Below are 25,720 nucleotides of genomic sequence, written 5' to 3'. Positions count from 1 at the left end.
TGAAGTTTTAACCCAAAATTCGTAGCTACGGTTATGCACGTTTTAATCCGATAATTAGGAGTACTCAATAGTGTGAGTATATCATTTTTTTAAAAGGTTTCGTGTATACTGCCCGTCGTCAAACTACAGATTATTTTATAAGGCTCATTATGCTGGATATTGTTTTATACCAACCTGAAATACCGCCTAACACTGGTAATATTATTCGCCTATGTGCCAATACCGGCTATGCATTACATTTAATTGAGCCGCTAGGTTTTGAGTGGGACGATAAGCGCGTGAAACGTGCAGGACTTGATTATCATGAATTTAGTCATGTTCAACGCCATGCCTCATTTGAAGATTACCTTGAAAAATGTAAACCAAAAAAAATATATGCATGTACAACCAAAGGTAGTCAGTTTCACCATGAAGCAAGTTACGAAGCGGGTGACTGCTTGGTATTTGGCCCAGAAACTCGCGGCCTGCCTGACGATATGATCCAAGCACTGCCAAAAGAGCAGCGTGTACGTATTCCTATGCAAGCCAATAGCCGCAGCATGAACCTATCAAACGCAGTAGCCGTGTTTGTTTACGAGTCGTGGCGCCAGTTGGGTTTTCCTAACGCGCAGTAAATAGCTTTGAGCTAAACAACAAAAAACCGACATAATGTCGGTTTTTTAGTTTTATAAACCCTTATAAAATTATTCAGAACGTTGCTCTCGGCCTAATAGCGCCATTGCAGCTTCTTTCATATCTTTATTTTCATAAAGCACTTTATAAATTTGCTCGGTAATCGGCATTTCTACACCGCTACGCTGCGCTAATAAATACACTTCTTTGGTATTTCTAAAGCCTTCAACTACTTGACCAATTGATTCAATAGCAGCATCAACGCTTTCGCCTTTACCTAACGCTAAACCAAATCGACGATTACGTGATTGGTTATCTGTACACGTTAGTATTAAATCGCCAAGGCCTGCCATCCCCATGAAGGTTTCTGGCTTAGCACCAAGAGCGCAACCTAAACGAGTAAGCTCTGCAAGGCCTCGGGTGATAAGTGCGGTACGCGCATTAGCGCCAAAACCAACACCGTCCGAAATACCGGCACCAATGGCAATTACATTCTTAACCGCACCACCGAGTTGTATACCAATAAAATCATCATTGTTATACACACGGAATGAGCGACCACAATGAAGTAAATCAGCAAGCTGCTGAGCAAATTCAGGTGACGTAGAAGACACTGAAATAGCTGTAGGTGAACCCATCGCCATTTCTTTTGCAAACGTAGGACCCGACAGTACCGCAAGTGGAATATCATCACCCAATTCTTGCAAAGCCACTTCTTGTAACAAACGTCCAGTATTAGGCTCAAGCCCTTTAGTTGCCCACGCTACTTTGGCACCGTCTTGCAATGCAGGTTTTATCTGGGCAAGTGTGTCGCCAAAAGCATGACTTGGCACAACAACAAGTACAATAGCGCTGCTAGCAACGGCATGTTGTAAGTTAGCTTCAAGAGTAAGAGTATCTGGAAAAGGAGCATCAGGTAAGTAACGTTGATTTTTCCGCTCAGCTGCAAGCGTGGCAACGTCGTCGCTATTTCTTCCCCAAAGTGTCACGTGGTGACCATTTCGGGCTAAACAAATAGCAAGGGCGGTGCCGTAAGACCCCGCCCCTAATACAGTAACAGCTGTAGTTGCTGTACTCATAAGTTATGCGTCTGCTGAAGCCTGGTCAGCTTGCGCAGTACGTTGTTGCATGTATTGTGAAAATAACGCATCAAAATTAACTGGCGCAAGGTTAAGCTGTGGGAAAGTACCACGGTTAACAAGGTTTGAAACAGCTTCACGTGCATATGGGAACAACACGTTAGGACAAAATGCACCTAGCATGTGCGCAAGTTGCACTTCTTCAACTTCAGCAATAGTAAAAATACCTGCTTGTTGAATTTCACATAAGAACGCAGTTTCTTCACCAAGAGAAGCGGTTACAGTTAGCGCTAAAACAACTTCAAATACACCTTCGTCTAGTTTATTAGAGCGTGTATCTAGGTCTAGCTTAACTTCTGGCGTCCATTCTTTTTGAAAAATGGCCGGAGAGTTTGGCGTTTCAAACGATACGTCTTTAGTGTAAATACGTTGAATAGTAAATTGTGCGCCGTCTTGTGCAGCTGCTACGTTTTGATTTTCTTCGTTCATTGTTATTCCTAACTTGTTCGTTATTATAATTAAATTAAGCGTTTAGCTTAGCGTCAAGTTTACCTTGCGCTTCAATAGCCATCATGTCGTCGCAGCCACCGATATGTTCATCATTAATAAAAATTTGCGGTACTGTGCTTGCACCACCTGCTTTGGCAATCATTTCATCGCGTAGCTCAGGCTGTACACCAATATCATAATTTGTGTATTCAACGCCTTTGCTGTTTAAAAGCGAAAGAGCACGCTGACAAAATGGACAATACGCCTTGGTGTATAAAACAACATTACTCATAATAAATCCTCTATCGGCCTAGCTAAACTGATTAGCGACCTGTTGTAGTTGGTAAGCTGGCAGATTGCCACGCACCCATGCCACCTGCTAATAAGTAAACTCGTTCAAAACCAGCTTTACTCATAGCGGCTGCAGTACCTTGGGCAGTCATACCTGTAGTACATACAACTATAATGGGTTTAGTCTTGTACTTTTCAAGGCTTGAAAAGTCAGATTTTTTCGCATTCTCTGGGCTTAAGTGCTCAGCACCAGAAATACGCCCTGCATTAAACTCTTTTTGCGCACGTATATCGATTACTTGACCGTCATCACGGTTAATAAGTAACGTAAGCTGCTGAGGATTTATTTGACGAACAGCTGAAAGCTTACTCTTTATCCAGCCACTAACAATAAGGAAAACAATACCAACCCAAGCAAGGCTTAAAATGGGATGATTTGTAATAAATTCAATATATTGATCCATTCTACTTCCACTATGAAATTATGTTTTAAACCTAGGGCGTGTTGGCCTTTGTGGATTGAAATTTGTTCAATCTAGGGGCGATTAAATCGCGGCGCGAGATTTGTAACCTAGTGGGCTAAGTAAAAACCGAGCAACAAAGAGGTAATAGTCCCTAGAAAGAACCCAACGGGCAGCGTATGTTTGGTATTTATGCTACGTTATCGCCTATTTATGGGGAGTAACCACACTTCATAGGCTCTGCCTTGCCTAAAAACCAAACATACTGCTGCAAATTCAACCACCAAAGTGCAACACGCCCTAATATTTTAAGGATTTTGTACTTTAGCCACGCAAGTATACCCAAACCAACCTAAAATGCGAGTTTAGGAGCACTTAGAGACGTTTAAAAAACGATAAAGCCCCCCATATATAGTTAACAAGAACTCTTGATAATAAATCTATCTCAAGCAGAGTTCAGGTTAGTCAATGAGGTATAAGTGAAAAAATTTAATATCTTGTTTTCAATGCTGATCCTAGCTTAAAAACACGGTATGCTAAAACCACGCTAATAAACCTTTTAGGTGCACAGTATCCATCAACAGATACTAATTTTCAGGAGCTATTATGACAGAGCATAAAAAACCACTGGTATTAATGATTTTAGACGGTTGGGGATACCGCGAAGATACGCAAAGTAATGCTATTCTTGCAGCTAACACACCGGTATTAGACAATTTATGGGCCACACGGCCACACACATTAATATCAGCTTCGGGTTTAGATGTTGGTCTTCCTGATGGTCAAATGGGTAACTCAGAAGTTGGCCATGTGAACTTGGGGGCTGGTCGCATTGTTTATCAAGATTTTACCCGTATCACTAAAGCAATTAACGATGGCGAATTTGATTCAACCCCAGCCTTAGTTGAAAACATAGATAAAGCGGTAAGTGCAGGAAAAGCAGTTCACATAATGGGTCTTTTAAGCCCAGGTGGTGTGCATAGCCATGAAGACCACATAGTTGCTAGCATAAAACTTGCTGCAAAACGTGGCGCTAAAGAAGTTTACTTTCATGGCTTTTTAGATGGCCGCGATACACCTCCACGTAGTGCTAAAGCGTCAATCGAACGTATTGAAGCGTTATTTAGCGAACTTAAATGCGGTCGTTTGGCGTCACTTATTGGCCGCTACTACGCAATGGACAGAGACAACCGTTGGAACCGCGTAGAAAAAGCGTACAACGTAATTGCATTAGCTGAAGGTGACTTTAATTTTGATAACGGCGTAGAGGCACTTAATGCAGCGTACGAACGCGACGAAAACGACGAATTTGTGGCCGCTACAACCATTACACCAACAGGCGCCGCTCCTGCTTCAATAAACGATGGCGACACTCTAATTTTTGCCAACTTTAGAGCAGATAGAGCCCGCGAAATTACTCGCGCTTTTGTTGAGCCTGATTTTGATGGATTCGCAAGAAAAAGAACGCCAGAGCTTAGTGCATTTGTAATGATGACAGAGTATGCAGCCGATATAGATGCACCTATTGCCTTTGGTTCAACACCGTTAGTAAACGTACTTGGTGAGTGGTTTGAAAAAAATAACAAAACACAGCTTCGCATTTCAGAAACCGAAAAGTACGCACACGTTACGTTTTTCTTTAGTGGCGGGCGCGAAAGTGAATTTAAAGGCGAAACACGCGAGCTAATTCCTTCGCCGCAAGTTGCAACCTATGACTTACAACCTGAAATGAACTCAGAAATGCTAACCGACAAGCTAGTAGCAGCAATTAAAAGCGGTAAATACGATGCTATTATTTGTAACTACCCTAACGGCGATATGGTTGGTCACTCAGGTGTATTTGAAGCTGCTGTTAAAGCTTGTGAAGCTGTAGATAGCTGTATCGGCCGTGTTGTTGATGCACTTGAAGAGTTTGGTGGTGAAGCACTAATAACAGCCGATCATGGTAATGCTGAGCAAATGGCTGATCTTAAAACAGGCCAAGCGCATACTGCTCACACTAGTGAACCTGTACATTTTATTTATGTTGGTCGCGATGCAGAGCCTATGCAAGGTAAGGCATTAAGCGATGTAGCCCCTACAATGCTTCACTTAATGGGCATGGAGCAACCAAGCGAAATGACTGGTACGCCTATCATGATGTTGAAATGACACATGAATAGACGTATTAACCGGTTAATTAAGTGCGGTTTAATACTAACTTCATTAGTGACTGCATCTGCAGTTGCTAATGAGGATCGTACTAAAAAAGACTTATCAGAAGTTCAAAATGCACTTGAGCAAAGCCAAGCTGAGTATAACACCCAAAGAAAAAAAATAGCGTCGCTACAAAAAAACCTAAAAAGCCATGAACTCGATATAGCTAAAAATGCTAAAGCACTTAACATGGCAGAGCAATCAGTAAAAGAAACTAAAACACAGCAAAAAGAGCTACAAAATAAAGCCGATGAGCTCGATAAAAAGCACACTCAATTTCAGAAAATTTTAGCCGCGCAACTTAAAAGCGCCTATATGGCCGGTGGCGACGACTACTCTAAAATGCTGTTAAATCAAGAAGACACTGCAAAATTTGAGCGCACACTTAGTTATTACAACTACTTAAATAAAGCCCGTATTGAACAAATTGAAGATCTAAAAGACCTTCAAAAGCAAATAGTACAAAACCAAAAAGAGCTTGTTAAAACACAAGAAAAACTAGCGCTTTTATTTGATGAGCAAAAAAGACGTCAAACTGCATTGCTTAATGCACAAAGTGAACGCCAAGCTAATCTTAAAAATTTACAAGCTCAGCTCAACAGCACCAAAAGTTCAATAAACTATTTAAAAGAAAACCAACAAACTTTGGTAGCAACAATTGAAGAGCTCGAAAAAGAAAAAACACAGAAAATTGAATTACTGGGCCTAAATAAAAACAAAGGCAAATTAGACTGGCCGAGCAAAGGCAAGTTAGAGCACACATTCGGCCAACGTAAACATGGTGGTATTGATTGGAAAGGCGTATTAATTGGTGCAAAAGAAGGCACTAATATTAATAGTGTACATAACGGCCAAGTTGTATTTGCCGATTGGCTAAAGGGCTATGGTTGGGTAATTGTTGTAGACCATGGTGAAGGTTTTATGAGCCTATATGGTCATGCCCAAACACTGCTAAGAGATGTAGGCGACATGGTACGCGAAGGCGAAATCCTTGCTTTAGTTGGCCAAAGCGGCGGACAAGCTAGTTCTGGTCTATACTTTGAAATACGCCACAAAGGACGCGCAGTAAATCCTGTAAAATGGTGCAAACGCATTTAATTAAATAAATCGCTGCACCGCTCTGGAGCAGCTGATGACAACTAAAAAAACTGTAGTAATTACCATTGATCAAAAAAATACAGGCTTTTATATAAGTCTGTATTTGCTTGTATTACTAACCTTAATCGCTTTTTCTAGTAACGCACTAGCAAGCTCGATTAAAGATCTTAAAAGACAACAAATAGACGAAATACTCTTTAACATTCATGCCTACTATGTTGAAGATCTCACCTTACAAAATAGCCACCACATTAAATATAATAGCCAACAGTTTGAGCGTTTATATTCAAAGCTCGACTCTTACTCTAAGTACTTAAATGAGCACGAACTAACCTCATTATTTGATAACACAAATGGACGTTACACCGGTATCGGTATTGAGGTTAAAAATATCGACGAGAATATGACTATTGTTAATGTGGTTAATAACTCCCCCGCAAAAGCAGCGGGTATTTTGCCAGGCGATATTATTGTAAGTGTAAACAACCAAGCAGCCCAAAACCTTACAATCGATGAAGTAGCAACACTAATAAGAGACAGTAAATTTTCAAATATAGACCTAATTATAAGTCGTGATAACAATAAAAACCCACTCACGTTTCATGTAGCACGCCGCCAAATAAACCTCGAAAGCGTAACAAGCGAACTTCTAGATTTTGGTACTGGTTATATAGCTATCAATAACTTCTCTAACCACACATTACATGAGGTTGCTCTGCAAGTTGCTGCCCTGCAAAGCCACTTTGGTTACCCACTTAAAGGCTTAGTAATTGATTTACGTGATAACCCAGGGGGTACATTACAAAGCGCAGTAGCGGTATCAGACCTATTTTTACAAAGTGGTACTATAGTGACGACTAAAGGACGTTTTTACGATGCCAACCAAGCATTTTATGCAAAGCGTGGAGACATTCTAAAAAATGCCCCCATTGTTGTGCTTATAAACGAAAACTCAGCCTCTGCAGCCGAAATACTTGCAGCAGCGCTAAAAGATAATAAACGAGCAACCGTTGTTGGCAGTCAATCTTTTGGGAAGGGTTCTGTACAATCGCTCATTCCTCTAGGTGACGGCAACACTGCATTAAAGCTCACCACAGCTAAATACTTTACGCCGCTAGGTAAATCGATTGATGGAATAGGAATAACCCCAGATGTGGCGGTTAATCAAACAAACCTTTCACAAAGTAATAAAGCCGTTATAATAAAAAATGAACACACTAACAGTAACGCGCAATTACTTACTGGTAACTTAGCCGACTTACAGTTAGTTAAAGCAAAACAATTACTCAGCATGCAGTAACTTGTATAAGCTGTTAAACAAAGCTAAAAAGATAATAAAAACTATAAACGTGAAAATAATAAAATGGCTAATATTAGCTATTTGTTTTAGCTCAGCAACAATTAGCGCCAAACAAATAGCAATAGTGATAGACGATATAGGCTATCATCAACGGGACTTAGAATTCCTTTCCTTACCAGGGCAATTGTCGTATTCAATTTTGCCCCATACCCCTTATTCGCAAATTTTTGCAACGCTTGCTAGTCAATCAAACAAAGAGTTATTACTTCATGTACCTATGCAGGCACTTAACGGTAAAGAACTCGGACCTGGCGCGCTTACTTTAAATATGAATAAAGAGCAGCTTCAGCAAACTCTCGGAACAGCTCTCGCTAGTTTACCGCAAGTTAAAGGCGTTAATAACCACATGGGCTCAGCGCTTACGCAGCAAAGCCAAGCTATGAAGTGGACAATGGAAGTACTTAAAAAGCGCCATTTATATTTTTTAGATAGCCGCACAACCGATTTAAGCCAAGCACAAAATGCTGCTAACTTTTTAGGTGTTGCCAATATTAGTCGCCAAGTGTTCTTAGACAATATAACTACACCAGAACAACTCCAGCTAAGACTTGAAGAATTAAAACAACTAGCCACTACCCATAGCTTTGCCATTGCAATTGCTCACCCCTATCCAGAAACAATTGATTTCTTGCGTGAAGCGTTACCCCAGTTAATAGATCAAGGCTTTGAACTCGTGCCGGTTTCGCAGCTGGTTGAGCGTAAATACATTCAGTTGGCGCAGGCTGAGGGTAAAGGGATTAGTGCTAGATGATATAAGCTTTAAATAATGCTATATCCAAATGATAAACTAACCATTCAATATGCAGCGCATCGGTATTACTTGATAGGATATTTTATCGTTGGGTTTCGCTTCGCTCAAACCAACTTACGCGAAAGCAAAAAGCCCCGTATTTTCATACAGGGCTTTTTAAATTTGCTGCTTAAGCAATATTAGCTCATAGCACTTTGTAACTTTTTCATCGCTGTTTTTTCAAGCTGGCGAACACGTTCAGCAGATACACTGTACTTTTGTGCAAGCTCTTGAAGAGTCGCTTTATCATCCGACAACCAACGTGCGCTAACAATATCTTGTGAACGTTCGTCTAGTGTTTTAAGTGCGCTAAATAAACGAGTATGCGCTTGCTCTTTCCACTGCTCTTGTTCAACGTCGTCAGCTAAATCAGCTGCGCCATCTGTTAAATATTGTACTGGAGAGTACGTGCTTGTCGGTGCGTCGTCGTTATCGTCGCCCGTTAGGTCAAAGCCCATGTCTTGGCCGCTCATGCGCGATTCCATTTCACGTACTTCTTTTTCACTCACACCTAGCTCGCTAGCAACGGTACTAACCTCAGCTTGATTAAACCAACCTAAACGCTTTTTGTTTTTACGAAGATTAAAAAACAATTTACGTTGCGCTTTAGTGGTTGCAACTTTAACTATGCGCCAATTTTTAAGCACAAACTCATGAATTTCGGCTTTAATCCAATGCACTGCAAACGATACTAAACGTACACCCACTGTAGGGTCAAAACGTTTAACCGCTTTCATCAGGCCTATATTACCTTCTTGAATAAGGTCAGCTTGTGGTAAGCCGTATCCCGAGTAGCCTTTAGCAATATGTGCTACAAAGCGTAAATGCGACATAATGAGTTGCTTGGCAGCACTAAGATCACCTTCTTCCTGAAGCTTTTTAGCAAGTTCTTGCTCTTGTTCAACTTTAAGCATAGGAATAGTGCTTACCGCTTGAAGGTAACCGTCCATGCTTGCGCTTTGTTGTCCGACTGTAAGTGCCATTGCGTATAAATCTTTACTCATTTTTCACCTCGGTGATAAACATTTGAAACTATCTTAGCACTCTTTCTTTAAGAGTGCTAACCCCAATTTAAAACTTTTTTAAAGTATAAATCAAGCAGTTTTTAGTATGTGTTTAGTCTACTACAAGCGACTGAATAAGTGATGAATTGAGGGGCTGCAGCAGGTTAACCTCGCTGCATCACCTTATTTACAACTCATTACTTCATGGGAGGATAGTACATAAATATGACAGTTTTAATAACAGGAGGTACAACCCAGTCCGATACGATACGCATATCAAGCTGGGTTGGTTCACTTATAGTTTGCAGGATTTTTTATACTTTATCGGGTTCTATTTCTTTAATATATCGATTTACAGAAAGGTACGAGCCCACAAATCCTAAGCTTGTTGCAAGCAACACTAAAAAGCCGAGCTCATTAAGCGATAATCCAATTAACGAGAAGCTTGTTTGATACACCCCCGCTACACTGCTCACAGCGCTTGAAAGCCACCACATCATTAGTCCTACGCATATAAAGGCAAATAAACCACCTATTACACCATACCAAATACCGGTCCACAAAAATGGGGCATGTATAAAGGTGTTAGTTGCGCCGACTAGCTTCATTACTTGTATTTCTTCTTTTTTATCCATGATCGACAAACGGATGGTGTTACCAATAATAAGCGTCACTGAGGTAAGCAGTAATAATGCGATGGTTATTACACTTTCTTTCAGTAAATCTAGTAATGCATTTAAACGCTCTAGCCACGCTATATCGAGCTTACCAAAATCAACTTCACGTTCATTTTCTAATTTAGTTAGCAGTACTTTAGCCGCATTTGGGTGTCTGTGACGTTTTGTAGGAGTAACAAGTACCACATCAGGTAATGGGTTTTTATCTAAGTACTCTAAAGCTTGCCCAAAGCCAGATACGTCTTTAAATTCTGTTAGTGCTTTTTGCTTTGATATAAATTCAACGCTTTCCACTTCTGGATAAAGTGCTAAACGCTTTACTAATGTTTGCGTTTCTTGCTCGTTCATACTTTCTTTTACAAACAACGATATTTCACTCGCTTCTTCAAAACCACTACTGACTTGCTGGACGTTTTTAACAACAAGATAAAGTGTTGCAGGTAACGTTAGGCTCAAACCAAGTACAGCAATAGTCATCATAGATGCAAGCGGCGTACGCCACATTTCACCTAAGCTATGAACACCTTGGCGAAAAATATTAATAATGAAAAAATAACCGCCAGCTAATACTGATTTTTTTTGCTTGTCGTTACTATTTTGACGACTTTTAAAAAGTAAACTCATAGTGCTCCCTCAGCGAGCGGATCTTGAAGCATGCGGCCATCTTTTAAGGTTAGACTGCGGTACTTCATACGTGCAACCAAACCTAAGTCATGCGTCGCTATAAGAACAGTGGTGCCGTGTTTATTAAAGTCCTCAAACAGCTTTAGGATTTCCATTGAAAGCTCAGGGTCTAGGTTACCTGTAGGCTCATCGGCTAACAAAATTGGCGGAGAGTTTACAATTGCTCTGGCAATACCAACACGTTGCTGCTCGCCTCCAGAGAGCATAGACGGATGACATTTTATTTTGTCTATCAGGCCTACTTTATCAAGCGCACCATGAACACGTTTAGCTATTTGCTTATGGTGAGTACCCTCAATAATAAGAGGCAGTGCCACGTTATCAAAAATGGTATAGCGCTCTAGTAAACGGTGGTTTTGAAAAATAATACCTATATCACGGCGAGCATAAGGAATTTGACGCGAGTTTACTTTATTTAAATCAACACCGTTGATAAATACACTGCCTGCCGATGGGCGTTCCATTAAGCTAATTAACTTAAGCAACGTACTTTTACCCGCACCACTGTGGCCGGTTAAAAAGGCAAGTTCACCCGGTTTAACATGAAAATTAACTTTTTCGAGGGCGCGGTGCCCTCCAGGATAAGTCTTACTTACTTGCTGAAAATTTATCATCTTTTTATTATGCCAATTCAATTAGTTTACTAATAAAATTGGTATTCCTCGCAATTAAAAAGGGAGCAAGCTCCCTCTTTTGGTAAATTAAACGTCGTCCTCATCTTGGCTAAATAACGCATCAATAAAGTCATCGCTTTTAAAAGCGCGTAAATCATCAATACCTTCACCAACACCAATGTAACGAATTGGAATATTAAACTTATCTGCAACCGCAAAAATAACACCACCCTTTGCAGTTCCATCAAGTTTTGAAAGCGTAATACCAGTTAAACCAACGCATTGATTAAATAAGTTCACTTGGCTAATTGCATTTTGACCTGTGCCAGCATCAATGGTTAGCATCACTTCGTGCGGCGCATCAGGATCAATTTTTTTCATAACACGAGCTATTTTTTCAAGCTCCTGCATTAAGTTATCTTTATTTTGCAAGCGACCCGCTGTATCTGCAATTAACACATCTATATTACGTGCTTTTGCAGCTTGGAATGCATCAAAAACAACCGATGCACTATCTGCACCCGTATGCTGTGCAATAACAGGAATGCTGTTACGTTCACCCCAAACCTGAAGTTGCTCAACAGCAGCCGCTCTAAACGTATCGCCAGCAGCCAGCATAACCGACTTACCTTCGCTTTGAAATTGCTTAGCCATCTTACCAATAGTCGTTGTTTTACCAACGCCATTTACGCCCACCATTAAAATAACAAATGGCTTTTTATCTTTGGTAATTACTAAAGGCTGTTCAGCCGTTTTTAGCATCGCCGCCATTTCTTGTTTCATTAACTCATAAAGCGCATCACCATCTTTTAACTGCTTACGGTTTGCAGCATCAGTTAAGCTATCAATCAACTTCATGGTGGTATCAACGCCTAAATCGGCGGTAAGCAGCTGTGTTTCAAGATCTTCAAATAATTCGTCATCTATTTTTTTACCACTAAAAATAGATGCAAAGCCAGAACCTATATTAACGCGAGTTTTTAACAAGCCCTTTTTAAGGCGAGAGAAAAACCCTTCTTTTTTCGGCTTTTCTGCTTTTTTAGCTTCTTCAATTGCAAGTTCTGCTGTGATACGTTCTTGTTCTAAAAGCTCATTTTCTGCTTTTTCAGCAGCAATGCGTTCTTGCTCTAAGCGTTCTTTTTCTGCTTTTTCTAAAGCAATGCGCTCTTGCTCTAAACGCTCATTTTCTGCTTTTTCTAAAGCAATGCGTTCTTGCTCTAAACGTTCATTTTCTGCTTTTTCAGCTGCAATGCGCTCTTGTTCTAAACGCTCGTTTTCTGCTTTTTCAGCCGCAATGCGCTCTTGCTCTAAACGCTCGTTTTCTGCTTTTTCAGCCGCAATACGTTCTTGTTCTAAACGTTCATTTTCAACTTTGTCAGCAGCAATACGTTCTTGCTCTAAACGCATTTGCGCTTCTTGTTCTGCTAAACGTTTTGCTTGCTCTTGTCTTTGTGCTTCAGCATCTGCTTGTTCTTTTGCTAATAACTCAGCATTCGCTTGCTCTATTGCAAGCTTTTCAGCCTTTACAGCTTCATCCTTTTTTTCAAGGCGTATTTGCTCTAGTCGCTCAGCCTCTACCTTTTCTGCAGCCAATCGCTCTTGCTCTAACAGCATCTGCGTTTCTTGATCGGCTAAACGTTGTGCATGTTCTTGTCTTTGCGCTTCTGCATCAGCTTGTTGTTTTGCAAGTAATTCAGCATTGGCCTGCTCAATTGCAATCTTTTCTGCGTTTTCAGCACGCTCTTGCTCTAAACGTTTTGCTTCAATTTGTTCAGAAGCAATACGCTCCTGCTCTAAGCGCTCTGTTTCAGCCTCTGCTTTTAAACGTTCAGCTTCAGCTTGCTCCTGTGCTAGCTTTTCTTGCTCTAAACGTTTAGCTTCAATTTTTTCAGCAGCAATACGCTCCTGCTCTAAGCGCTCTGTTTCGGCTTCTGCTTTTAGACGTTCAGCTTCAGCTTGCTCCTGTGCTAGCTTTTCTTGCTCTAAACGTTTAGCTTCAATTTGTTCAGCAGCAATACGCTCCTGCTCTAAGCGCTCTGTTTCGGCCTCTGCTTTTAAACGTTCAGTTTCAGCCTGCTGCGCAAGCTTTTCTTGCTCTAGCTTCTGCGCTTCTTCTTGCGCTAATGCTTGTTGTTTATCAGCGGCTGCTTTTTGCTCTGCTTCTTTTTTATCTGACTTGCCAAAACCGAGCCACGACATGAATTTACTTTTTTTTGTCATACTTGCTAATAACCACTTATAAAAATCTGATAAACTAAAATTTGAAATAGCTTGGCAATGCCCAGCAATAGTTGCTAATAAATACAACCATTCAAAACGTAAGTGTTCAATAGTAACACTTTTAATACGGTTGAAAAATGAAGCTACACGTAATCACCCATAATATTATCTGAGCTAGATACCATATACCATTTTTTAGTGAGCTAAATGAGAAAAAAAACAACGCAAAATAAAGCTACTAACAAGCCCAGTGATGGCTTTATTAGAGTGATTAGTGGCCAATTTCGAGGCCGAAAACTCCCTGTTAAAAATGTAGAAGGCTTAAGACCTACTACCGATCGAATTAAAGAAACTGTATTTAATTGGCTAATGCAAGATACGCGTGACACAAATGTACTTGATTGTTTTGCAGGTTCTGGTGGGTTAGGATTTGAAGCGCTATCTCGATTTGCAAAAAACGCCACATTTATCGAGCTCGACTCGTCAGCTGCCAAGCAATTAGAACAAAACATTAGCACTTTAAAGCTCGACAACGCATACGTTAAACATACTAATTCACTCTCCTTTTTAGAGCAAAAAAACACAAACGAAGCGTTTAATCTTGTATTTGTTGACCCACCATTTCGTAAAGATTTAGCGCAAACAACCTGCGATTTATTAGAAAAAAACCAATGGTTAAGCGATGATGCATTAATTTATGTTGAAGTAGAAACAGAGTTAACCACCTTCAAGAACCCGAGCAACTGGTTGTTAATTAAAGAAAAAAAGGCAGGCCAAGTGTTTTGCAAACTCTACCAGCGCCAAGCAAATTAATACTGTTTTACATGATGCGTTTCTGTTAATATTGTCCTTTACATGTGGTGTTGCTTCGGATTACAATACCGCACCATTTTTGAACCACTTGATCAATGTTTGATCAACTTGAGCAACGCTCATAATTTAGGTAGGTGAATTTTTAATGCCAGTAATTAAAGTAAGAGAGAACGAACCGTTTGACGTAGCACTTCGTCGCTTCAAGCGTTCATGTGAAAAAGCAGGAATCCTTTCAGAAGTTCGTCGTCGCGAGCACTATGAAAAACCAACAGCTGAGCGTAAGCGTAAAAAAGCTGCTGCAGTAAAACGTCACATGAAAAAACTTTCTCGTGATAACGCACGTCGCGTTAAATTATACTAATATATTAGGTCTTGTATAAATGAGCCTTTTAATAACGCTAAAAGATGCGCAAAAAGATGCGATGAGAGCTAAAGACAAATTACGTCTTAACCCTATTCGTATGGTACTTGCTGCAATCAAGCAACGTGAAATTGACGAGCGCATAGAACTAGACGACGCAGGTATTACCTCCGTTATAGTGAAGCTTGTTAAACAACGTCGTGACTCTTACACTCAGTACAAAGATGCTGGGCGTGATGATTTAGCTGATATTGAAGCCAATGAAATAGTAGCACTTGAAACTTTCTTACCTCAAAAATTGAGTGAAGAAGAAATCATTGCTCTCATTGATGCGGCTATTGCTGATACTAACGCAGCAGGTATGCAAGACATGGGTAAAGTAATGGGTATAATCAAAAGCAAAGCCGAAGGTCGTGCCGATATGGGCAAAATCTCTGGTTTAATTAAGCAACGATTAACTGCCTAATACTCCCACATACATTAAAGTATGATTGAAGTGAACCGAGCCTTGCGCTCGGTTTCTTTGTTTTTAACTTTAATAAAAAGTACACCTACTAGGTTACTTTAAAATGAAATTTTTTATAGCTTCCCTATTTATTTTGCTATCATTTTGGTAAGTTAAAGCACGCTATACTTTGCATCAAGCAAGTATAAAAAAGTAAATTTCATATTCGTTATTCTTCTTATTATTTCAGGACTGTATTTTACTAATGGCTGGAAAGATCCCACGTAACTTTATAGACGATTTACTTGCCAGAACCGATATTGTCGACCTGATAGACTCAAAAGTAGGTCTAAAAAAAGCAGGTAAGGATTATCAAGCTTGTTGCCCATTCCATAACGAAAAATCGCCCTCATTTACGGTATCGCAAGACAAACAGTTTTATCATTGCTTTGGTTGTGGCGCTAATGGTAATGCTATTTCGTTTGTAATGGAGTATGAAAAGCTTGAGTTTGTAGATGCTATTGAAGAAATAGCAAGCATGCTTAACTTAGAAGTACCTCGAGAACAAGGCACAAACTCAGCACCAGAACGTACTGCTGCGCAAAAGCGCTCTGATTACGATTTAATGCTTCATACTGCGCGCTTTTATCAGCACCAATTAAAACACCACAGTAATTCTGCCGCCGTTATTGAATATGTAAAAGGCCGTGGTTTAAGTGGTGAAACAGTTAAAAAGTTTATGATTGGCTACGCTCCCAGCGAATGGGATGGATTATGTCTTCAGCTTGGCCGCAATAAAGAACAAAAAGAGCAATTAGTTGAATTAAAGCTAGCTTCAGAAAAAACACCAGGCAGACAATTTGATTTTTTCCGCGACCGATTAATGTTTCCTATTCGCGATAAACGCGGACGCGTTATTGCATTTGGTGGGCGTGTAATGCAAGCCGACCAAGGGCCAAAATATTTAAACTCGCCAGAGACCCGAATTTTTCATAAAGGCTTTGAGCTTTACGGACTTTATGAAGCAAAGCAAGCCCATAAAAAGCTTGAGCATGTAATGGTTGTTGAAGGTTACATGGATGTTGTTGCCCTAGCCGAGCAAGGGATTGAATATGCCGTTGCATCGCTAGGTACCGCAACAACAAGCGAGCACATGCATACGCTGTTTAGAACAACAGATAAAGTAATCTGTTGTTACGATGGCGACAGAGCTGGCCGTGATGCAGCTTGGAGGGCGCTTGAAAACGCACTTCCTTATTTAAATGACGGTAAAGCACTGCAATTTACTTTTTTACCCGATGGCGAAGACCCTGACTCTCTTGTACAAAAAGAAGGTAAGGAGCAATTCGAATTGCGCCTAAGCCAAGCAGATGACTTTACCAAAGTATTGTTTAATAAATTAAGCCAAGAAGTTGATTTAACACTCGACTCAGGAAAAGCTAAATTACTCAGTGCAGCACTTCCACTCATTGAAAAAATCCCAAGTGAATTTTATCAAGAAAACATTCTTGAACAGTTAGGGCGTTTAATCGGAAGAACACGTGAGCAATTAAATAACCGTTTAAAAACGCCAAAGCAACAGCATTCGATTGAACGTAAGTTTAAAATAACACCAATGCGTCAAGCGATTGGTATTTTAATTCAACATCCTAATTTGGCTAAAAATGTGCCATATTTGCCTGAACTCGCACAAATGAATATTGCTGGTATAGGGCTATTATTACGCTTACAAGAGCAAGCTTTAGAAAAAGAAAGCATTACCACAGCGCAACTACTCGAATTTTTTAGAGGAACTGAAGATTACGAGCCCTTAATCAAGCTTGCAACGTGGCAACACGACATAAATGAAGAGCGTTTAGAGACGGTTTTTAAAAATACTTTCAAGTTTATTGAAGATCAGTGTTTAAATTATCGACTCGAGACCCTATTAATAAAGGACAAGACTCAAGGCCTTAGTAGCGACGAAAGACTTGAGTGTCATTTGTTAATGACAGCGTTAAAAGCCACTAACAGCTAGTCAAAATTGATTTAAACTGTTATACTGTGCTATTCACTGCGTCACATTATTCTAGTTGGCTTTAATGCAAACTACATGATGGCGCCTGTTGTATCAACTTATCAGAGTGGAAGAAACAATCTCTATGGATCCAACTCCTCAGTCACAATTAAAACTTCTGATTCAAAAAGGTAAAGAGCAAGGCTACTTAACTTTTGCAGAAGTAAATGATCACCTTCCACAAGACATTATAGACTCAGATCAAGTAGAAGATATCATAAGCATGATTAATGATATGGGTATCAAGGTTAGCGAAAACGCGCCTGATGCTGATGAATTAATGATGCAAGAAACAACGACAGACGAAGACGCAGCTGAAGCTGCCGCTGCAGCCCTTGCGACTGTAGAAAAAGAAATCGGCCGTACAACGGATCCGGTTCGCATGTACATGCGTGAAATGGGTACTGTTGAACTTCTTACACGTGAAGGCGAAATTGTAATCGCTAAACGTATCGAAGAAGGCATTAACCAAGTACAGATTTCTGTTGCAGAGTACCCTGAAGCAATCACTTACCTGCTAGAGCAGTGGGATAAGTTTGAAGCTGAAGAAATGCGTTTAAGCGATATCATCGTTGGATTTATCGATCCTAATGAAGATACAGCGCCAATTTCAGCAACTAATATCGGTTCAGAATTAAGTGCTAAGCAACTTGATGACGATAAAGATGACAAAGATGATGCTGATAGCGATGACGAAGATGAAGAAGAAGTAGACACAGGGCCAGATCCTGAAGAAGCGCGCATTCATTTTGAAAATTTACGTGATTTATACAATAAAGCACGTGATACGTTTGAAGCTAAAGGTCGTTCGCATCCTGAATCACAAGCCGCCATTTTTGAAATTGGTGAGCTTTTCAGAACCTTTAAATTAATACCTAAACAGTTTGACCGCATGGTAAATAACATGCGTGAAATGATGGATCGTGTTCGCGTTCAAGAACGTCTAATCATGAAACAAGCTGTACAAATTGCTAAATTACCGAAGAAAACATTCGTTAAGCATTTTGCTAATAACGAAACTGACGCTTCGTGGGTTGATTTAGAAATTTCAGGTAACGAAAAATACTCAGCTAAACTTGAAGAAGTTAAGCCAGAAATCATTCGTAGCATTAATAAACTATCTGTTATTGAACAAACAACAGGTTTAAGCATTGAGCGTATTAAAGACATTAACCGTCGAATGAGCATTGGTGAAGCGAAAGCACGCCGTGCGAAAAAAGAAATGGTTGAAGCTAACTTACGTCTTGTAATCTCAATTGCTAAAAAATATACAAACCGTGGCTTACAATTCTTGGATTTAATTCAAGAAGGTAACATTGGTCTGATGAAAGCAGTTGATAAGTTTGAATATCGCCGTGGTTATAAGTTCTCTACTTATGCTACGTGGTGGATACGTCAAGCAATCACTCGCTCTATTGCTGACCAAGCAAGAACAATCCGTATTCCAGTACATATGATTGAAACGATTAATAAACTTAACCGTATTTCTCGTCAAATGTTACAAGAAATGGGTCGTGAGCCAAATCCAGAAGAATTAGCAGAACGCATGATGATGCCTGAGGATAAAATCCGTAAGGTACTTAAGATTGCTAAAGAGCCAATTTCAATGGAAACACCAATCGGTGATGATGAAGATTCTCACTTAGGTGACTTTATCGAAGATACAACTATTGATTCGCCAATTGATTCGGCAACAATGGAGTCTCTTCGTGGCGCAACTAACGATGTACTTGCAGGCCTAACAGCCCGTGAAGCTAAAGTACTACGTATGCGTTTTGGTATTGATATGAATACCGACCACACCTTAGAAGAAGTAGGTAAACAGTTTGACGTAACACGTGAACGTATTCGTCAAATAGAAGCGAAAGCGCTGCGTAAATTACGCCACCCTTCTCGCTCAGATTTACTGAAAAGCTTTTTAGACGCTAAATAATTTAGCGCTACTATATAAACTAAAAAGGCCGCTATAGCGGCCTTTTTTCTATTTGAAGGAAATAATCATGGCTTGGATCCAAATTCGTATTAACGCCAATGCTGCAACAGCAGATGCAGTAAGTGACCTATTAATGGAAGCGGGTAGTGCTTCAGTAACCTTTATTGACGCAAAAGACACCCCTATTTACGAACCCAAAATTGGCACCGTTGTATTTTGGGCTGATACAACAGTAATTGGCTTGTTTGAAGCTAATCACGATATGAATGCAGTCGTTGCGTTATTGAAACGCCATGATGAACTAAAAGACAATTTAGTATACAAAATAGAGCAGCTTGAGGATAAAGACTGGGAACGTGAATGGATGGATAACTTCCACCCTATTCAATTTGGTGAAAGACTATGGATTTGTCCAAGCTGGCGCGACATTCCAGATCCTGATGCAGTAAATGTACTGCTTGACCCTGGCCTTGCTTTTGGTACGGGCACACATGCAACAACGGCCTTGTGTCTTAAGTGGTTAGAAAGCCAAGATCTAACAGGTAAAACGGTTGTTGATTTTGGTTGTGGCTCAGGCATTTTAGGTATTGCAGCTATAAAACTAGGCGCAGAGCGCATGATTGGGATTGATATTGATCCTCAAGCGCTTGAGGCAAGCCTCGATAATGCTAACCGCAATGGCGTTGCAGACAAACTTGAAGTATACCTTCCAGAAAACCAACCTGAGTTTACCGCCGACATAGTAGTGGCAAATATATTAGCCCAGCCACTTCGTGAATTGCACAGTGTAATTTTAGGTTTATTAAAGCCTGGCGGCAAAATTGCCATGTCGGGTATTTTAGAAGAACAAGCACAATCAGTTGCTGATATTTATGCACCGTTTATTGAACTAGATGATATTGCCGTTGAAGGTGATTGGACTCGAGTAAGTGGCACTAAAAAAGCGTAATAAACTGCATAACCAAATTTAGAGCATTAACTCAAAACCTGCATGTAAAGCCTGTATTTAACAGGCTTTACTATTTTTTTACATATTAAAAGTTTTCTGATTATTGTGTAAAAAATAAAACTTGTATAAATTTCAAACAAATCAACCTACTTGTCATGTGGTTATCAAATGTCAATACGAAAAGGGCAAAAAAAAGTTACTTTTGTTCAATTTATAGCCTTTGATTTTTGTGAAAAAAACCGTAAACTTAGCGCCCCTTGAAAAGAGGCCTATTGAATATAGTGCGTATCGGTAAATACCAACTTGAGAATAATGTAATTGTCGCGCCAATGGCTGGCATTACAGACAGACCATTTAGACAACTTTGCCGTCGTTTAGGCGCGGGGCTTGCTGTGTCTGAAATGCTATCGTCTAATCCTAAGGTTTGGAAAACGGAAAAGTCGATGAACCGTATGGATCACAGCGGTGAGTCGGGTATACGCGCTGTGCAAATTGCAGGAGCAGATCCTGAGCTTATGGCGCAGGCCGCACAATTCAATGTTGCTAACGGTGCACAGATCATAGATATCAATATGGGGTGCCCAGCAAAAAAAGTGAACAAGAAACTCGCAGGCTCTGCCTTATTACAGTTTCCTGAACTTGTGGAAGAGATTATTGATGCAGTCGTTAATGCTGTTGATATACCTGTGACACTTAAAATCCGTACAGGATGGGATCCGGATAACCGTAATGGTGTAGAGATTGCGAGAATAGCTGAACGTTATGGCATTGCATCACTTGCTGTACATGGGCGTACGCGCGCATGTATGTACAAAGGTGATGCTGAGTACGCCACGATTAGGGATATAAAACGTTCAGTGTCGATTCCTGTTGTTGCCAATGGTGATATTACATCACCAGAAAAAGCAAAACAGGTTTTAGACTATACGGGTGCAGATGCCATTATGATTGGCCGAGCCGCCCAAGGTCGCCCTTGGATATTTAGGGAGATAGACCACTATTTGCGAACTGGGGAACACTTACAGCCGCCTGCTATTGCAGAGGTGCGCAGTATTTTAATGGAGCATTTAACAAACCTCCATCTGTTTTACGGTGAGCCAATGGGAGCGCGAATTGCTCGCAAACATGTATCTTGGTATTTGCAAACCCATGACAGTGATGGTCAGTTTAGGCGAGTATTTAATGCGCTCGACAACCCACAAGCACAGGTCGTCGCATTAGAGCAATACTTTAAAACACTAGCAGCTAACTAAGAAAGAAAGAGACTTAATAATGTTCGAACAAAACGTGACTTCTCCATTTATCACTAACCCTCATGTTCAGTCACACGAGAAACCGCAGCCATTGCGTGATGCAGTAAAAAAAGCTGTTCACCACTATTTAAAGCAGCTTAACGGTCAAGATGTGCAAGACGTTTACGACCTTGTTCTTTCAGAGCTAGAAGCGCCATTACTTGAAGAAGTGATGACATATACACGTGGTAACCAAACTCGTGCAGCAATTTTACTAGGTATCAACCGTGGTACTTTACGTAAAAAGCTTAAAAAATACGGCATGAACTAATATGCTGGCTGTGATTTATCACAGCTAATTATTAAAAAAGCACCCTAGGGTGCTTTTTTTATGCCCGTAGTTTAATAGCCGAGTTGCAAAATGCTCACCCTCATCGGCGCTTTATAAGTCGTTTTTTGAGTTGTAATCAGTTAAAATGCCCGCTTCTAAGCTAGCTCATTAACTGAGGAAATCAAACTACAATGGATACTCATCGTCCCATTCGTCGCGCACTATTAAGTGTGTCTGATAAAACCGGTATTGTTGAATTTGCCCGCGCACTAGAAGCGCAAGGCGTTGATATATTATCAACTGGCGGCACATGTAAACTACTTGCTGATAACGGCATAAAAGTGACTGAAGTATCAGATCACACAGGCCACCCTGAAATCATGGATGGTCGCGTAAAAACTCTTCACCCAAAAATTCACGGCGGCATATTAGCCCGTCGCGGACAAGATGAAAGCGTAATGGCAGATAACAACATTTCTGCTATCGACATAGTTGTAGTTAACTTATACCCCTTTGCGAATACAGTCGCTCAAGAAAACTGCAGCCTTGAAGATGCTATTGAAAATATTGATATTGGCGGCCCTACAATGGTTCGTGCAGCCGCTAAAAACCACAAAGACGTAACAATCGTGGTAAACGCGAGTGACTACGACCGTGTTATTAGTGAAATGCAAAACAATAATGGCTCTACTACATATAAAACACGTTTTGACTTAGCGATTGCAGCTTACGAGCACACTGCCGCATACGATGGCATGATTGCTAACTACTTCGGTAAAATGGTTCCTGATTACACCGAGGAAGCTGCTGTAGAGACTAAATTCCCACGTACTATCAATATGCAGTTCACTAAAAAGCAAGATATGCGTTACGGTGAAAACTCACATCAAGATGCTGCTTTTTATGTTGAAAGTGACATTGCTGAAGCATCAGTTGCAACAGCAACTCAATTGCAAGGTAAGGCCCTTTCGTTTAACAACATTGCAGATACCGATGCAGCACTTGAATGTGTTAAAGAATTTGACGTACCTGCGTGCGTAATTGTAAAACATGCTAACCCGTGTGGTGTTTCAATTGGGGACAATATTCTACAAGCATACGAGCGCGCTTTTAAAACAGACCCTACATCAGCATTTGGTGGCATTATTGCCTTTAACCGAGAGCTAGATGCAGCAACGGCACAAGCAATTGTTGACCGTCAGTTTGTTGAAGTAATTATCGCACCTAGTATTTCGAGCGACGCTGCAAAAATTGTTGAAGCTAAAAAGAACGTTCGTTTATTAGAATGTGGACAGTGGACAGGTAAAGCCGCTGGCCAAGATATTAAACGCGTTAACGGCGGTATTTTAGTTCAAGACCGCGATTTAGGCATGGTAACGCAAGGCGATTTAAAAGTTGTTTCTAAACGTCAACCTACAGAGCAAGAGCTTAAAGATTTACTATTTTGCTGGAAAGTAGCTAAGTTTGTTAAATCAAACGCAATTGTTTATGCCCGTGACGGTATGACCATTGGTGTAGGCGCAGGCCAAATGAGCCGCGTATACTCAGCTAAAATTGCAGGCATAAAAGCTGCAGACGAAAACCTTGAAGTTAAAGGTTCAGTTATGGCGTCTGATGCATTCTTCCCATTCCGTGATGGAATTGACGCAGCAGCAGCCGCTGGTATTACTGCGGTAATTCAGCCAGGTGGCTCAATGCGTGATGAAGAAGTGATTGCAGCTGCTGATGAAGCTGGCATGGCAATGGTACTTACTGGTATGCGCCATTTCCGCCACTAATCACACGAAGGGTTAAACGTTGGTTTAACCCTTTTTGTTTGCTATAAATTCACGTATTCTGATTATTCAATAACCTATTTAAAATTATAATGTGAAGGAACAAACAATGAAATTTGCGCTAAAATCGCTACTTGTAGCCACACTAACGATGACATCGACTATGGCGCTTAGCCATAACCACGAATCGAGCCTCGAGCATGCACTTCAATCAAGCGAACGTAGCGCTAAAAACAGCGTTCGTGACGAATATCGTCACCCGGCTCAAACACTAGCATTTTTTGGCTTTAAACCAACTATGACAGTTGTTGAAATTGCGCCAGGCGGTGGTTGGTATAGTGAAATTTTAGCGCCAGCACTAAAAGAGCAAGGCACTTATTATGCCGCGCACTTTCCTGCTGATTCATCAGTTGGCTACTACCAACGCTCTCTTGCGGGCTTTAAACAAAAAGTAGCTGAAGATGAGCGCTTTAGTAGCGTTAAAATTACTGAGTTTGCACCTGTAACACATTTAGATATTGCGCCAGCTGGCAGTGCCGATATGGTTTTAACTTTCCGTAATGTACATAACTGGTATATGGGCAAAGATAAAAGCGGTGCATTAAGTGCATTCCAAGCTTTTTATAAAGCCCTTAAACCAGGTGGTACATTAGGTTTAGTTGAACACCGTTTAGCTGAAGAGCGTGCTGACGAAGATCAAAAAACATCAGGTTATATGAAGCAGAGCTACGTAGTAGACCTTGCTAAACAAGCTGGGTTTGAATTAGTAGCAAGCAGTGAAATAAATACAAATCCAAAAGATACAGCCGATCACCCTAAAGGTGTATGGACGCTACCACCAAGCTTAAGACTCGGCGAACAAGATGCTGACAAATATAAAGCCATTGGTGAAAGCGACCGCATGACGCTGAAATTTAAGAAACCGCTTTAAATAGGAATTTTCGCCATGAATGTTTTAGTCATTGGCAGCGGCGGCCGCGAACACGCACTTGCGTTTAAAGCCGCTCAAAACACCAAAGTAAATACTGTATTTGTAGCCCCTGGTAATGCAGGTACTGCACTTGAACCAAAACTTGAAAACGTAGCAATAAACGTTGACGACTTAGAGGGTTTACTTAGTTTTGCACAGCAAAACAATGTAGAGCTTACTATTGTAGGTCCAGAAATACCGTTAGTACTGGGTGTTGTTGATAAGTTTCGTGAACATAACATGGCTATTTTTGGCCCAACGGCAGGCGCAGCCCAGCTTGAAGGCTCTAAATCGTTTACTAAAGATTTTTTAGCACGCCACAATATTCCATCAGGCGATTATCAAACGTTTGAACAAATTGACCCAGCCCTTGCTTATTTAAAAGAAAAAGGCGCCCCAATTGTTGTAAAAGCTGATGGTTTAGCTGCGGGTAAAGGCGTAATTGTAGCAATGACGGAAGCCGATGCCGAAGATGCTATTCGCGATATGCTTGCAGGTAATGCTTTTGGCGATGCGGGAAGCCGTGTTGTTATTGAAGAATTTTTAGACGGTGAAGAAGCGTCTTTCATTGTAATGGTTGATGGCAAAAACGTATTACCTTTTGCAACAAGCCAAGATCATAAACGTGCATATAATGGTGATGCAGGTCCTAATACGGGTGGCATGGGTGCATATTCACCAGCGCCAGTTGTTACGGATGAAATCCACCAGCGTATTATGAACGAAGTGATCTACCCTACGGTAGAAGGGATGGCAAGCGAAGGCCATCCGTACACCGGTTTTTTATACGCAGGTTTGATGATTGACGAAACAGGTACCCCTAAAGTAATTGAGTACAACTGTCGCTTTGGCGACCCTGAAACTCAACCAATGATGCTACGTCTACAATCAGACCTAGTTGAATTGATTGAAGCTGCTAACCGTGTAGAACTTGATAAAACAACGATTAAGTTTGACCCACGCGCAGCCGTTGGTGTTGTACTTGCAGCTAAAGGTTACCCTGGTGATTACCCTAAAGGTGATGCAATTTCGGGGCTAAAAGTTGATTACCCTGCGGGTGAAAAAGTGTTTCATGCAGGCACTAAACAAAGTGGCAATGACGTTGTAACCGCAGGCGGTCGCGTATTATGCGCAACAGCACTTGGTAACACCGTTACGCAAGCGCAGCAGCGCGCCTATGAGCTTGTTAAACAAATTAGCTGGGATGGTATGGAATATCGTACTGATATAGCTTACCGTGCTATTGCACGCGAGCAATAGCCTGTAATACCTATTCATTG

General features: G+C 40.7%; 24 protein-coding genes. 16 read left to right on the top strand and 8 right to left on the bottom strand.

Annotated elements, in window-relative coordinates; translation table 11 throughout:
- Positions 1-149: 149 nt before the first annotated feature.
- A complete protein-coding gene (gene trmL, locus L659_RS0111455) occupies positions 150-614 on the top strand; it encodes a tRNA (uridine(34)/cytosine(34)/5-carboxymethylaminomethyluridine(34)-2'-O)-methyltransferase TrmL (RefSeq protein ID WP_007582820.1) in 465 nt (154 codons plus the stop codon).
- Between the two features lie 69 nt (positions 615-683).
- Here the strand turns inward: trmL and gpsA are convergent, their stop codons facing one another.
- From gpsA to L659_RS0111435, 4 genes are read right to left on the bottom strand one after another with little or no spacing between them, the layout of a single operon-like run.
- A complete protein-coding gene (gpsA, locus tag L659_RS0111450; RefSeq protein ID WP_007582822.1) occupies positions 684-1,691 on the bottom strand; it encodes an NAD(P)H-dependent glycerol-3-phosphate dehydrogenase in 1,008 nt (335 codons plus the stop codon).
- A gap of 3 nt (positions 1,692-1,694) precedes the next feature.
- Entirely contained in the window at positions 1,695-2,180 is a 486-nt protein-coding gene (gene secB, locus L659_RS0111445; protein ID WP_024590616.1) for a protein-export chaperone SecB, read from the bottom strand.
- 34 nt (positions 2,181-2,214) lie between these two features.
- Entirely contained in the window at positions 2,215-2,472 is a 258-nt protein-coding gene (grxC, locus tag L659_RS0111440) for a glutaredoxin 3 (protein WP_002957783.1), read from the bottom strand.
- Between the two features lie 31 nt (positions 2,473-2,503).
- Positions 2,504-2,935, bottom strand: a complete 432-nt coding sequence (locus L659_RS0111435) for a rhodanese-like domain-containing protein (protein WP_002957784.1) — start codon at positions 2,933-2,935, stop codon at positions 2,504-2,506.
- Positions 2,936-3,538: 603 nt separating this feature from the next.
- On the opposite strand from L659_RS0111435, the gene gpmM reads away from it, so the two are divergent.
- From gpmM to L659_RS0111415, 4 genes are read left to right on the top strand one after another with little or no spacing between them, the layout of a single operon-like run.
- Positions 3,539-5,083 (top strand): 2,3-bisphosphoglycerate-independent phosphoglycerate mutase, encoded by a 1,545-nt coding sequence (gene gpmM, locus L659_RS0111430; RefSeq protein WP_007582830.1) that lies wholly within the window; start codon positions 3,539-3,541, stop codon positions 5,081-5,083.
- A 3-nt stretch (positions 5,084-5,086) separates the two neighbouring features.
- Entirely contained in the window at positions 5,087-6,226 is a 1,140-nt protein-coding gene (locus tag L659_RS0111425; RefSeq protein WP_024590615.1) for a murein hydrolase activator EnvC family protein, read from the top strand.
- Positions 6,227-6,260: 34 nt separating this feature from the next.
- Positions 6,261-7,526: a S41 family peptidase gene (locus L659_RS0111420; RefSeq protein ID WP_024590614.1), complete on the top strand. Its 1,266-nt coding sequence runs from the start codon at positions 6,261-6,263 to the stop codon at positions 7,524-7,526.
- Positions 7,527-7,575: 49 nt separating this feature from the next.
- Positions 7,576-8,337 (top strand): divergent polysaccharide deacetylase family protein, encoded by a 762-nt coding sequence (locus L659_RS0111415; protein ID WP_024590613.1) that lies wholly within the window; start codon positions 7,576-7,578, stop codon positions 8,335-8,337.
- 179 nt (positions 8,338-8,516) lie between these two features.
- Here L659_RS0111415 and rpoH read toward each other — a convergent pair whose 3' ends face one another.
- The 4 genes from rpoH to ftsY form a co-directional block, all read right to left on the bottom strand.
- Positions 8,517-9,380, bottom strand: a complete 864-nt coding sequence (rpoH, locus tag L659_RS0111405; RefSeq protein WP_007582838.1) for an RNA polymerase sigma factor RpoH — start codon at positions 9,378-9,380, stop codon at positions 8,517-8,519.
- Positions 9,381-9,694: 314 nt separating this feature from the next.
- Positions 9,695-10,681 carry a permease-like cell division protein FtsX gene (ftsX, locus tag L659_RS0111400; RefSeq protein ID WP_024590612.1) on the bottom strand — a complete coding sequence of 329 codons (987 nt, stop codon included), beginning with the start codon at positions 10,679-10,681 and terminating at the stop codon, positions 9,695-9,697.
- Positions 10,678-11,355 carry a cell division ATP-binding protein FtsE gene (gene ftsE, locus L659_RS0111395; protein WP_007582842.1) on the bottom strand — a complete coding sequence of 226 codons (678 nt, stop codon included), beginning with the start codon at positions 11,353-11,355 and terminating at the stop codon, positions 10,678-10,680. The genes ftsX and ftsE overlap by 4 nt, the downstream gene beginning before the upstream one ends.
- 87 nt (positions 11,356-11,442) lie before the next feature.
- Entirely contained in the window at positions 11,443-13,554 is a 2,112-nt protein-coding gene (gene ftsY, locus L659_RS1000000123425; protein ID WP_442960112.1) for a signal recognition particle-docking protein FtsY, read from the bottom strand.
- A 228-nt stretch (positions 13,555-13,782) separates the two neighbouring features.
- On the opposite strand from ftsY, the gene rsmD reads away from it, so the two are divergent.
- The 11 genes from rsmD to purD all read left to right on the top strand — a co-directional run bounded on the left by rsmD (position 13,783) and on the right by purD (position 25,700).
- Complete coding sequence (gene rsmD / locus L659_RS0111385; protein WP_007586536.1) at positions 13,783-14,388, top strand: 16S rRNA (guanine(966)-N(2))-methyltransferase RsmD; 606 nt, start codon at positions 13,783-13,785, stop codon at positions 14,386-14,388.
- Positions 14,389-14,533: 145 nt separating this feature from the next.
- Entirely contained in the window at positions 14,534-14,749 is a 216-nt protein-coding gene (gene rpsU, locus L659_RS0111380) for a 30S ribosomal protein S21 (protein ID WP_002957797.1), read from the top strand.
- 19 nt (positions 14,750-14,768) lie between these two features.
- A complete protein-coding gene (locus L659_RS0111375; RefSeq protein WP_024590610.1) occupies positions 14,769-15,215 on the top strand; it encodes a GatB/YqeY domain-containing protein in 447 nt (148 codons plus the stop codon).
- Positions 15,216-15,459: 244 nt separating this feature from the next.
- On the top strand, positions 15,460-17,211 hold the full coding sequence (gene dnaG, locus L659_RS0111370) for a DNA primase (RefSeq protein ID WP_007586534.1): 1,752 nt from the start codon (positions 15,460-15,462) through the stop codon (positions 17,209-17,211).
- Positions 17,212-17,335: 124 nt separating this feature from the next.
- Entirely contained in the window at positions 17,336-19,183 is a 1,848-nt protein-coding gene (gene rpoD, locus L659_RS0111365) for an RNA polymerase sigma factor RpoD (protein ID WP_007586533.1), read from the top strand.
- A 67-nt stretch (positions 19,184-19,250) separates the two neighbouring features.
- Positions 19,251-20,132, top strand: a complete 882-nt coding sequence (prmA, locus tag L659_RS0111360; protein ID WP_024590609.1) for a 50S ribosomal protein L11 methyltransferase — start codon at positions 19,251-19,253, stop codon at positions 20,130-20,132.
- Positions 20,133-20,413: 281 nt separating this feature from the next.
- Entirely contained in the window at positions 20,414-21,385 is a 972-nt protein-coding gene (gene dusB / locus L659_RS0111350; protein WP_010553368.1) for a tRNA dihydrouridine synthase DusB, read from the top strand.
- Positions 21,386-21,404: 19 nt separating this feature from the next.
- Positions 21,405-21,695, top strand: coding sequence for a DNA-binding transcriptional regulator Fis (gene fis, locus L659_RS0111345; protein ID WP_002957804.1), 291 nt, complete (start codon positions 21,405-21,407; stop codon positions 21,693-21,695).
- A 191-nt stretch (positions 21,696-21,886) separates the two neighbouring features.
- A complete protein-coding gene (gene purH / locus L659_RS0111340) occupies positions 21,887-23,473 on the top strand; it encodes a bifunctional phosphoribosylaminoimidazolecarboxamide formyltransferase/IMP cyclohydrolase (protein WP_007586526.1) in 1,587 nt (528 codons plus the stop codon).
- Between the two features lie 106 nt (positions 23,474-23,579).
- Positions 23,580-24,401: a class I SAM-dependent methyltransferase gene (locus L659_RS0111335; protein WP_024590608.1), complete on the top strand. Its 822-nt coding sequence runs from the start codon at positions 23,580-23,582 to the stop codon at positions 24,399-24,401.
- 15 nt (positions 24,402-24,416) lie between these two features.
- Positions 24,417-25,700: a phosphoribosylamine--glycine ligase gene (purD, locus tag L659_RS0111330; protein WP_024590607.1), complete on the top strand. Its 1,284-nt coding sequence runs from the start codon at positions 24,417-24,419 to the stop codon at positions 25,698-25,700.
- Positions 25,701-25,720: the final 20 nt, after the last annotated feature.

The organism is Pseudoalteromonas sp. S8-8 (assembly GCF_000497875.1).
Classification (GTDB): domain Bacteria; phylum Pseudomonadota; class Gammaproteobacteria; order Enterobacterales; family Alteromonadaceae; genus Pseudoalteromonas; species Pseudoalteromonas arctica.
The sequence above is the reverse complement of the archived record's forward strand: the minus strand, read 5'-3'. Positions and strand labels throughout refer to the sequence as shown.

What these genes read in the sequence shown, in the direction of transcription:
- trmL (WP_007582820.1), top strand. Translation starts at nt 150, where the DNA reads ATGCTGGATATTGTTTTATACCAACCTGAAATACCGCCTAACACTGGT.
- gpsA (WP_007582822.1), bottom strand. Translation starts at nt 1,691, where the DNA reads ATGAGTACAGCAACTACAGCTGTTACTGTATTAGGGGCGGGGTCTTAC.
- secB (WP_024590616.1), bottom strand. Translation starts at nt 2,180, where the DNA reads ATGAACGAAGAAAATCAAAACGTAGCAGCTGCACAAGACGGCGCACAA.
- grxC (WP_002957783.1), bottom strand. Translation starts at nt 2,472, where the DNA reads ATGAGTAATGTTGTTTTATACACCAAGGCGTATTGTCCATTTTGTCAG.
- L659_RS0111435 (WP_002957784.1), bottom strand. Translation starts at nt 2,935, where the DNA reads ATGGATCAATATATTGAATTTATTACAAATCATCCCATTTTAAGCCTT.
- gpmM (WP_007582830.1), top strand. Translation starts at nt 3,539, where the DNA reads ATGACAGAGCATAAAAAACCACTGGTATTAATGATTTTAGACGGTTGG.
- L659_RS0111425 (WP_024590615.1), top strand. Translation starts at nt 5,087, where the DNA reads ATGAATAGACGTATTAACCGGTTAATTAAGTGCGGTTTAATACTAACT.
- L659_RS0111420 (WP_024590614.1), top strand. Translation starts at nt 6,261, where the DNA reads ATGACAACTAAAAAAACTGTAGTAATTACCATTGATCAAAAAAATACA.
- rpoH (WP_007582838.1), bottom strand. Translation starts at nt 9,380, where the DNA reads ATGAGTAAAGATTTATACGCAATGGCACTTACAGTCGGACAACAAAGC.
- ftsX (WP_024590612.1), bottom strand. Translation starts at nt 10,681, where the DNA reads ATGAGTTTACTTTTTAAAAGTCGTCAAAATAGTAACGACAAGCAAAAA.
- ftsE (WP_007582842.1), bottom strand. Translation starts at nt 11,355, where the DNA reads ATGATAAATTTTCAGCAAGTAAGTAAGACTTATCCTGGAGGGCACCGC.
- ftsY (WP_442960112.1), bottom strand. Translation starts at nt 13,554, where the DNA reads ATGTCGTGGCTCGGTTTTGGCAAGTCAGATAAAAAAGAAGCAGAGCAA.
- rsmD (WP_007586536.1), top strand. Translation starts at nt 13,783, where the DNA reads ATGAGAAAAAAAACAACGCAAAATAAAGCTACTAACAAGCCCAGTGAT.
- rpsU (WP_002957797.1), top strand. Translation starts at nt 14,534, where the DNA reads ATGCCAGTAATTAAAGTAAGAGAGAACGAACCGTTTGACGTAGCACTT.
- L659_RS0111375 (WP_024590610.1), top strand. Translation starts at nt 14,769, where the DNA reads ATGAGCCTTTTAATAACGCTAAAAGATGCGCAAAAAGATGCGATGAGA.
- dnaG (WP_007586534.1), top strand. Translation starts at nt 15,460, where the DNA reads ATGGCTGGAAAGATCCCACGTAACTTTATAGACGATTTACTTGCCAGA.
- rpoD (WP_007586533.1), top strand. Translation starts at nt 17,336, where the DNA reads ATGGATCCAACTCCTCAGTCACAATTAAAACTTCTGATTCAAAAAGGT.
- prmA (WP_024590609.1), top strand. Translation starts at nt 19,251, where the DNA reads ATGGCTTGGATCCAAATTCGTATTAACGCCAATGCTGCAACAGCAGAT.
- fis (WP_002957804.1), top strand. Translation starts at nt 21,405, where the DNA reads ATGTTCGAACAAAACGTGACTTCTCCATTTATCACTAACCCTCATGTT.
- purH (WP_007586526.1), top strand. Translation starts at nt 21,887, where the DNA reads ATGGATACTCATCGTCCCATTCGTCGCGCACTATTAAGTGTGTCTGAT.
- L659_RS0111335 (WP_024590608.1), top strand. Translation starts at nt 23,580, where the DNA reads ATGAAATTTGCGCTAAAATCGCTACTTGTAGCCACACTAACGATGACA.
- purD (WP_024590607.1), top strand. Translation starts at nt 24,417, where the DNA reads ATGAATGTTTTAGTCATTGGCAGCGGCGGCCGCGAACACGCACTTGCG.